We start from the raw sequence: 8,762 nt of genomic DNA on the forward strand, positions 1-8,762 counted from the left end.
GAACTTATTGTAGTACGAATATCTGGCATATTGATGTAACCTCCTTTTAGTTCTCCTTGAAGATAAAAATGCTTAAAGAATGTAATATTTAGCCCCGCTTTTATTGACGTTCCAAATCCTGAAATATGAAAATCATCATGACGTTCTTTTCCTAGTATTTTTGCATTTGTTTTTGGGAATAGTAGACCAACACCAACACCTTCAGTAAAGCTTATTTGAATTTTATCAGTATTTTGAATTCTAAACAGTTTTGAAATATCATCATGTCTTGAAAATTCGGTATTTACATAATTTAAACCATCGGTATGTTCAAAGGTTAAGAACTTTTCAGTCAATAATACTTGGTTTGGATTTCCAACTGTTTCGTCATATAAATTTGTTCCTTTACCTACATAATCACCATTAATATCAGATACTCTATCCTGAGTCATAACGTATTTCATGTGATCAACGCCTACAGCAATGCTATAATGATCGTTGATGAAATAACCCATTCTGAAATTAGTTTGCGGTATGGTCATTCTTCCTGGATTAATATAATCTACATGCCACCCTTTTGGTCTGTCATGAGCGATTACATTATCTAGAGTGAAATTATAATCTTTTCCCTTGAAAGTAATATCAGACTTGGAATAACTGTCACGGTTTCCTCCCCATGAAATAAAGAATTTTCCTTTGTTATGAGCCGTGTATTTTTCTGTAGTCTCTTGAGCGTTTATAGAAGTGATAGTTATGAATCCTAAAAGAGCAGAGTATAAAGCAATTTTTTTCAAAGTGTAAATTATAAAATTAAAATGAGTTTACCGTTTTTCTAATAGCAACTAGTTTTGTCATTAAAGACTCAAAATAATCTAAATGCAACATGTTAGCTCCATCACTTTTAGCATTAGCAGGATCAAAATGTGTTTCGATAAATATTCCATCTACACCTACAGCGATTCCTGCTTTCGCTACAGTTTCAATCATGTCTGGACGTCCACCTGTAACACCTGCTGTTTGATTAGGCTGTTGTAAAGAATGTGTTACATCAAGAACTGTTGTAGCAAATTGTTGCATTGTAGGAATTCCTCTGTAATCTACAATCATGTCTTGGTACCCAAACATGGTTCCTCTATCAGTCAGCATTACGTTTTGGTTGTTGCAATCCAAAACTTTTTGAACCGCATGCTTCATGCTTTCAGGACTCATAAATTGTCCTTTTTTCAAGTTTACTACTTTTCCAGTATTGGCTGCAGCTACTACTAAATCCGTTTGACGAACTAAAAATGCAGGTATCTGTAATACATCTACATATTGAGCTGCCATATCAGCATCTTCATTGGTGTGAATATCGGTAACGGTTGGGACATGAAAAGTCTCAGAAACTTTTCGTAATATTTTTAAAGCTTTTTCGTCTCCAATTCCTGAAAAACTATCAATTCTAGAACGATTAGCTTTTTTAAACGAACCTTTAAAAACATATGGAATTTCTAATTTGTCTGTAATAGCAACTAGTTTCTCTGCAATTCTCATTGCCATTTCTTCGCCTTCAATAGCACAAGGTCCGGCTAATAAAAAAAAGTTACCACTAGATGTATGTTTGATTTGAGGAATTTGTTCGATGTTCATATTTTGATCGTTTTAAAAAGGACAAAGGTAGTTATGATTTACGATTTTGCCTTTAAGAATTAACTTTTATTTAGTATGAATACTTAACTTAATAGATTTTTTTAATTGAAAGTCCAACAGGTACTTTTAAGTATCCTTTTTCATAGATATTCATATATAATATAATAGGTTTTTTTTGACCTTTCCATTTGAGTTCATATACTTCTAAGAATCCTGCTCCCATTGTGCTATGTTTGGTAGGAAAAGGACAACAACTTTCTAGTTTGGTATAGTTAATGTTTTCTCCTTTTGGTCCTGCCAAAGCATTTAAAAAGCGTGTAGCATTAAGAGTGTCATTGCTTGTATTTATATAAAATACATTGATAGGATAATCTTTATCATACCCATATTTTTTATCTGAACTATATTCTGAGATTACAAATGTATTTTGTGCTGTAAGTATAGGAGTTGGTGCATTGTTATCAATATTTTTTAAAGTTGATCTAGTACTTACACATGAAATTATAAAAACGGAAAGGAATAAGAAAAGAATTGTTTTTTTCATTGGAACAAAGGATAACAATATAATGGTAATTAATATTGTGATGGTTTTATTTATTACAAATATAATGAGAAGTTTAATTCAAGCTGTTAAAAGAATTTTATAATTTTGAATTAAAACTATTTTTAGAATGTAACATTTCTCACATTCAGAAGTTTTTAACTAACTTATCTTTGTACAAATAAAATAATTGATATGGATTTAATTTTTCATACTTGGCCATGGTATGTGTCAGGTTTTTTGATTGGCATGATTATGCTTTGTTTACTGTATTTTGGAAAAAGTTTTGGAATGTCATCAAATCTTCGTTCCATGTGTGCTATGGTAGGAGCAGGTAGGTATACTTCTTTTTTTAATTTTGATTGGAAATCTCAACGCTGGAATTTAGTCGTTGTGCTAGGGGCAATGTTAGGTGGTTTTGTAGCGGTAAATTACATGAGTGATGCTTCAAATATTGCTATTAATCCTATAACTATTGAAGCACTTGCTTCATTAGGGATTGACGCTCCTGATGGTAAATTATTACCTAATAGTCTGTTTGGTAATCAAACTTTTGAAAACCCTAAAAACATTTTGATTCTACTTATAGGTGGAGTTTTAATTGGTTTTGGTTCTAGATATGCTGGTGGTTGTACGTCTGGCCACGCTATTTCAGGCATGAGTAATTTACAGCTTCCTTCTCTAAAAGCTGTTATTGGTTTTTTTATAGGAGGTTTGATTATGGTTCATTTATTATTTCCATTAATTTTTTAAAATATGAAAGTATTAAAATATTTGATTGTTGGTTTTATTTTCGGAATTGTTTTAACAAAGTCCGAAGCGGTTTCTTGGTATCGAATTTATGAAATGTTCCAATTTCAATCCTTTCATATGTATGGAATTATCATGGTTGCAATTGTTACTGGTGCGATAGGGATTCAGTTGATTAAACGTAAAGACATAAAGGATGTAGATGGTTTCCCCATTGAAATACCAAATAAAGAAAATGGAAATTACCGCTACTGGATAGGTGGTTTAATTTTTGGATTGGGGTGGGGACTTGTAGGTTCATGTCCAGGACCTATTTTCATCTTGTTAGGAGCTGGTTTTTATACTATTGGAATTGTACTAATAGGCGCAATGTTAGGTACCTATATTTATGGAGTATTCAAAAATAAATTACCTCACTAATTTAAAATGACTAATAAACAAAAAAGCATTCACCATAGCGAATGCTTTTTTATTTGAATAAAAATAGTTTTTAAACTATTTCAGCACTAATACCCGCTTCCAAAAGTTGAAGACACTGTGGTTTTAGTTTGTCCAATGCTCCTGTTTTTACAGTGCATTTGCCGTTATAATGTACGATAAGTGAACATTGTTCAGCTTGTTCAGGGGTGTGATCACATACACGAATTAACGTATCAATGACATGATCAAAAGTATTTACATCGTCATTATAAACTACAATTTCGTTGTTTAAGGAAGGAACTTCCATAATACTAACTCGTTCTCTTATTTTTTCTTTAGTACTCATTTGGTTTAGTTTTTTGTACTTATGATTAATAAAATAGGTGCTCTAATTTACGTATTTTAGTGATACCCAGTTATTTTTTTCGAATTTTTTTATATAAGTTAAGCCTTTTTCAGTACATGAAGCATCAATAAACGGAATGTCCTCGTTGTAGAAACCACTTAACAATAAAATTCCTTTTGGATTCAAACAATCTACATAGGCTTGCATATCATTCAACAAAATGTTTCGGTTGATGTTTGCAATGATCAAATTGTATTTTTTATCCTTTAATAATGAAGCTTCTCCTTCGTATACGGTAATATGTTTACAGTTGTTACGCTCCGCATTTTCAATTGAATTCAAATAACACCAGTTGTCAATATCTATTGCGTCAATTGGTTGCGCTCCCTTCATTTCGGCAAGAATAGCCAGGATTGCAGTACCGCATCCCATGTCTAAGGTTTTTAATCCGTCAACATCTATTTCTAACAAATGTTTAATCATCATGTGCGTAGTCTCGTGATGTCCTGTTCCAAAACTCATTTTAGGTTCAATGATAATATCGAATTCGGCATCGGTTTTAGGGTGAAAAGGAGCACGAACATGGCATTTTCCATCTACGTCAATAGGCTCGAAGTTTTTTTCCCATTCTTCATTCCAGTTCACTTGTTCAATTTCTTCGAAATGGTAATCAATAGTAAATTCTTCTGATTTTAAGATTTGGATATTTTCCAATATCATTTCGTCCCATAAATCTTTTTGTACAAAAGCTGAAATTCCAGTTTCGGTTTCGGTAAAACTTTCAAAAGCCATTTCGCCTAATTCAGCAATCAGAATTTCTGAACCTAGTTCTTTTGGTTCAATGGTAAAATGGTATCCTATATAAATATTTGACATTTTTTAATTTTTTTGCAAAGGTAGGATAAACTTTGATAGTGTGTTGTTAAGTTTAACAGAATATCTTTCAAACACTGGTGACGTTTTTAAACATATAAGTTAGATAAGTTTTATTATCCACTGATTTTTTAAACCATTTAAGAAATATAAGAGCATATAAGCAGAGGATTTTCTATATGCTGAATGCAAATGGTACAATATTAAGTCTGTATAAATTTCTTTTATTTCTCTAATCTGTGTTTCTTCTTAACAAATGCTTTAAAAAACTTATCTGACTTATATGTTTAAAATTTTTTCACTTCAAATCTTAACTGTTCTTATATTTCTTAAATGGTTTAAAAATAACTTAATTGTTTAAAACAAAAAAAAGCGATAGAATAAACTACCGCTTTCAATATTATGGAATCTAAAGATTAGATAGCGTTTACAATCGCTAAAAAGTCATCAGATTTTAAGGCAGCTCCACCAATAAGTCCACCATCAACGTCTGGTTTAGAGAAAATCTCAACAGCGTTATCTGGTTTTACACTTCCACCGTAAAGAATAGAAACTTCGTCAGCGATTTCAGCTCCAAAAGCCTTACGTACAATCTCTCTAATGAATTCGTGCATTTCTTGTGCTTGTTCTGGAGAAGCAGTTTCACCTGTTCCAATAGCCCAAACTGGCTCGTAAGCCAAAACTACATTAGCCCAAGAAGCTTTTTCGATTTGGAACAAACCATCACGCAATTGGTTTTCAACAATGTTAAAGTGTTGTTTATCTTGACGGTCTTTTAATTCTTCACCAAAACAGAAAATAACTGTCATATCATGTTTCAAAGCTGTGTTTACTTTTTCAGCAATCACAGCATCGCTTTCATTGAAGATAGCTCTACGCTCAGAGTGACCTAAAATTACGGTGTTAACTCCAACACTTTTCAACATATCAGCAGTGATTTCTCCTGTGAATGCACCACCTTCAGCTTGGTGAACGTTTTGTGCTGCCACAGTAATATTGCTTGAACTTAATTGATTTACAGCAGCAGCTAAATTTACAAATGTAGGAGCTACAATTACTTGAGCAGTTGCGCTAGCAGGTATTTTTGCAATTAATTCATTTAATAATTCAGCAGTTTGAGTTGCATTTTTATGCATTTTCCAGTTTCCAGCAACAATTTTTTTTCTCATTTTTATAAATGTTATAATTAATTTTCTTTTTTATTTTAGTTCAGTAATTGTTTTGTTTATCAAATCAAAATCCTTTTCGATGGCACGATACAAAACTATTTTTCCTGTTTTATCGAGAATAATATATCTTGGAATCCAATCCAAATCAATGGCTTTAGCAAATTTTCCATTCATTTGGTCGTTAGCCATGTAATGACTACCTTTTAATTCGTGTTTAGCAATACCATTTTTCCAAGCATCCGCTGATTTATCCATGGAGATAAACACATAATTGATGTCAGGATGTTGTGTTTGTAATGCTTTTAGTTTAGGCATGGCTCTAATACAATCTCCACACCAAGAAGCCCAAACCTCGATAACCGTAATTTTGCTTTCGTTTTCTTTTAGAATTGATTCAAATGTTACTTGATTGCCTTCTGAATTCAAAAGAGTTTCAATTAAAGCTTCTTTTGTAAAACTGGTTTTCTCTTTATTAGTGGTGGAACACGAAATAAGACCAATCAAGAATAAAAAGACAATAATTTTTTTCATAATTCCAATTTTGGCAAAGTTATACAAAACTACAAAGAATCTAGTTCTAAATGACTTTGAAACTGTGGTTTTAGCTCATTTTTTATAGTAAAATCAATATTTTACTGTTGATTTTGTTGTGAAAACGTAATAGTTGGTTGGCTTGTTGAATATTTATCAAAAGGCAAACGCTTTAGAACATAAAATTATAATTTCAATAAGTCGCTGTCGTTGTAATGCACTTTTTGTATGATCGTTCCTTTATTTAAAATGGCAATACTCGGATTGGCTCTTTCAATGGTTTTTAGCGTAGTAGCATCGCAGAAATAAAAATCAAATTTAAAACCAAATTGTTTTTGAGCTTCAGCAATTTGTTCAGAAGTTGAAGCCGTCATACCGATGACTTTATATCCTTTTTCTGAAGCAGTTTTTTGCAATTGATTTAGTTTCTCTAATCCTTCTTTGGAAGCATTGGGTAAATCATAAGTTACAAAAACGAGTAATTTAGATTCTTCTAATAATTCTTCTTTATAGTCTGAGCCATCTTTAACCATAGTAAAATCGTGGATAGGAGGGACGTATCCTTCAGAAATCACTTTGTCTTTACGATCTACAAAAATAGCTCCTTCGGGAATATTCATTAGATCAGCTTCGGTAAATTCTTTATCGACACCGTTTACTTTGTAGATAAAAATCATTTCTACCACTGATTTAGGCGCACCTTCAGGAATCTCCATTCCTTTTTGAATATTAGTTCCTACTTTATACGGTCTAAAATCAATAATTGGCAAATGATTCAATACCCAATAACCCATAAAACCGGAAGCGATAAAGCTAATAATTGCTAAAGTGGTTTGTGTTTTAGACCCAAATAATGGTTTTACTAGTTTATAATTGAATGCTAAAATCAAGATAAAAAACAATAAAATAATATCTTTAGTAAACGACTGCCAAGGTGTTAAGTGCAAAGCATCACCAAAACAACCACAATCTTTTACCACATCATAATAAGCAGAATAAAAAGTCAAAAAAGTAAACTTAATAATCATGATTAGTAAAATCCCAATCGTCCATTTGGATTTATAACCAATCAAAAGCAATACACCTAAAACGACTTCGAGTATGACTACAAATAAAGCAATTGCTAATGCATAAGGCACGAAAATAGGCATGTTAAAAACCGGCTCACTAAAATATTCTGCTAGTTTGTATGAGAAACCTAGTGGATCATTAAGTTTTATTAAACCTGAAATAATAAATAAAATTCCAACAAATAATCTAGAGAATTGTGTAAGTATGTTTTTCATAGTTGAAGTTATGACTTTGAATTATTTTTGAATTCCATTAATATTAAAGCAAAAATGGAGTAGTTAATCATGTCTTGGTAATTCGCGTCAATTCCTTCTGAAACCAACGTTTTTCCTTTGTTGTCTTCGATTTGTTTGACACGAAGTAATTTTTGTAAAATCAAATCAGTTAAAGAACTTACACGCATATCACGCCAAGCTTCACCATAATCATGGTTTTTAGCTTCCATTAACTCTTTGGTTAGTTTGGCTTTAGCATCATATAATTCGGTTGCTTTTTCAATATTCAAATCAGGTTGATCTACTACGCCTAATTCCAATTGAATCAAAGCCATAATTGAATAATTGATGATTCCGATAAATTCACCGGTTTCATCTTCATCTATTTTTCGTACTTCGTTTTCTTGTAAACTGCGAATGCGTTGTGCTTTGATGAATATTTGGTCAGTAAGGGATGGCAAACGTAAAATACGCCAAGCACTTCCATAATCTTTCATTTTATTATTAAATAAGTTGCGACAAATTGCCATAACCGAATCGTATTCTTGAGAAGTATTCTTCATTATTGATGTATATTTGTCACAAAAATAACTTTTTTTTTTGGATTGAAACTTTTAGACACGGATTCCACGAATTATCACAAATTTTAAGGAATGTAAAAGATGAATTCCACTAATTTTATTTGCTTGGAGCAGATTTGTAAAAATCCAAACGTCTTATCTTCGTGCTAATTCGTAGAATTCGTGTGAAATTATTTAGGTAAAATTTTTCCATTATTTTGTAAAATAAAAAAATGACTATAAACTGTAAAGGACAATTAATTGATTTAAAAAATCCAAAAGTAATGGGGATTTTGAATGTCACTCCCAATTCTTTTTTTGATGGAGGAAAATACAAAGACGAATCAGAAATACTTTCTCAAGTAGCTAAAATGTTAAATGATGGAGCTACTTTTATCGATATTGGTGCGTATTCCAGTAAACCAAATGCGGAGTTTGTTTCGGAAACGGAAGAAATCAACCGAATTGTTCCCGTTATTGACTTGATTCTAAAAAACTTTCCTGAAACCTTACTTACTATAGATACGTTTAGGAGTGAAGTCGCTCGAATCAGTATCGAAAATGGTGCTGCTATCATCAATGATATTTCGGCTGGAAAGCTGGATGATAAGATGTTAGAAATCGTTGCAAAATATAATGTTCCTTATATTATGATGCATATGCGAGGTACGCCGCAAA

12 protein-coding genes are annotated in these 8,762 nt (G+C 31.8%); 3 read left to right on the top strand and 9 right to left on the bottom strand.

Features of this window, described 5'->3' with window-relative positions; all coding sequences use genetic code 11:
* The 3 genes from WBQ70_RS05030 to WBQ70_RS05040 all read right to left on the bottom strand — a co-directional run.
* Positions 1-773 (bottom strand): hypothetical protein (locus tag WBQ70_RS05030; protein ID WP_423911361.1); only part of this gene is annotated, 773 nt, incomplete at its 3' end.
* A 16-nt stretch (positions 774-789) separates the two neighbouring features.
* Positions 790-1,608: a 3-deoxy-8-phosphooctulonate synthase gene (gene kdsA / locus WBQ70_RS05035; RefSeq protein WP_423911363.1), complete on the bottom strand. Its 819-nt coding sequence runs from the start codon at positions 1,606-1,608 to the stop codon at positions 790-792.
* 88 nt (positions 1,609-1,696) lie between these two features.
* Positions 1,697-2,152: a 2-dehydro-3-deoxyphosphooctonate aldolase gene (locus WBQ70_RS05040; RefSeq protein WP_423911365.1), complete on the bottom strand. Its 456-nt coding sequence runs from the start codon at positions 2,150-2,152 to the stop codon at positions 1,697-1,699.
* A gap of 192 nt (positions 2,153-2,344) precedes the next feature.
* On the opposite strand from WBQ70_RS05040, the gene WBQ70_RS05045 reads away from it, so the two are divergent.
* Together WBQ70_RS05045 and WBQ70_RS05050 are read left to right on the top strand one after the other, a co-directional pair.
* A complete protein-coding gene (locus WBQ70_RS05045; protein WP_423911367.1) occupies positions 2,345-2,902 on the top strand; it encodes a YeeE/YedE family protein in 558 nt (185 codons plus the stop codon).
* A 3-nt stretch (positions 2,903-2,905) separates the two neighbouring features.
* Positions 2,906-3,319 carry a DUF6691 family protein gene (locus tag WBQ70_RS05050; RefSeq protein ID WP_423911369.1) on the top strand — a complete coding sequence of 138 codons (414 nt, stop codon included), beginning with the start codon at positions 2,906-2,908 and terminating at the stop codon, positions 3,317-3,319.
* 70 nt (positions 3,320-3,389) lie between these two features.
* Here WBQ70_RS05050 and WBQ70_RS05055 read toward each other — a convergent pair whose 3' ends face one another.
* The 6 genes from WBQ70_RS05055 to WBQ70_RS05080 all read right to left on the bottom strand — a co-directional run bounded on the left by WBQ70_RS05055 (position 3,390) and on the right by WBQ70_RS05080 (position 8,087).
* A complete protein-coding gene (locus WBQ70_RS05055; RefSeq protein ID WP_423911370.1) occupies positions 3,390-3,665 on the bottom strand; it encodes an ATP-dependent Clp protease adaptor ClpS in 276 nt (91 codons plus the stop codon).
* 42 nt (positions 3,666-3,707) lie between these two features.
* The gene (prmA, locus tag WBQ70_RS05060; protein WP_423911372.1) at positions 3,708-4,541 is read right to left on the bottom strand and encodes a 50S ribosomal protein L11 methyltransferase; all 834 of its coding nucleotides are present in this window, start codon (positions 4,539-4,541) and stop codon (positions 3,708-3,710) included.
* 413 nt (positions 4,542-4,954) lie between these two features.
* On the bottom strand, positions 4,955-5,707 hold the full coding sequence (tpiA, locus tag WBQ70_RS05065) for a triose-phosphate isomerase (protein WP_423911373.1): 753 nt from the start codon (positions 5,705-5,707) through the stop codon (positions 4,955-4,957).
* A 30-nt stretch (positions 5,708-5,737) separates the two neighbouring features.
* On the bottom strand, positions 5,738-6,238 hold the full coding sequence (locus tag WBQ70_RS05070) for a TlpA family protein disulfide reductase (RefSeq protein WP_423911375.1): 501 nt from the start codon (positions 6,236-6,238) through the stop codon (positions 5,738-5,740).
* Between the two features lie 185 nt (positions 6,239-6,423).
* On the bottom strand, positions 6,424-7,524 hold the full coding sequence (locus WBQ70_RS05075) for a BT_3928 family protein (protein ID WP_423911377.1): 1,101 nt from the start codon (positions 7,522-7,524) through the stop codon (positions 6,424-6,426).
* Positions 7,525-7,532: 8 nt separating this feature from the next.
* A complete protein-coding gene (locus WBQ70_RS05080) occupies positions 7,533-8,087 on the bottom strand; it encodes a DUF1599 domain-containing protein (RefSeq protein WP_423911379.1) in 555 nt (184 codons plus the stop codon).
* 230 nt (positions 8,088-8,317) lie between these two features.
* Between WBQ70_RS05080 and folP the strand changes: the two genes are divergently transcribed.
* Positions 8,318-8,762 (top strand): dihydropteroate synthase (gene folP, locus WBQ70_RS05085; RefSeq protein ID WP_423911381.1); only part of this gene is annotated, 445 nt, incomplete at its 3' end.

This window comes from Flavobacterium sp., from assembly GCF_049590715.1.
Classification (GTDB): domain Bacteria; phylum Bacteroidota; class Bacteroidia; order Flavobacteriales; family Flavobacteriaceae; genus Flavobacterium.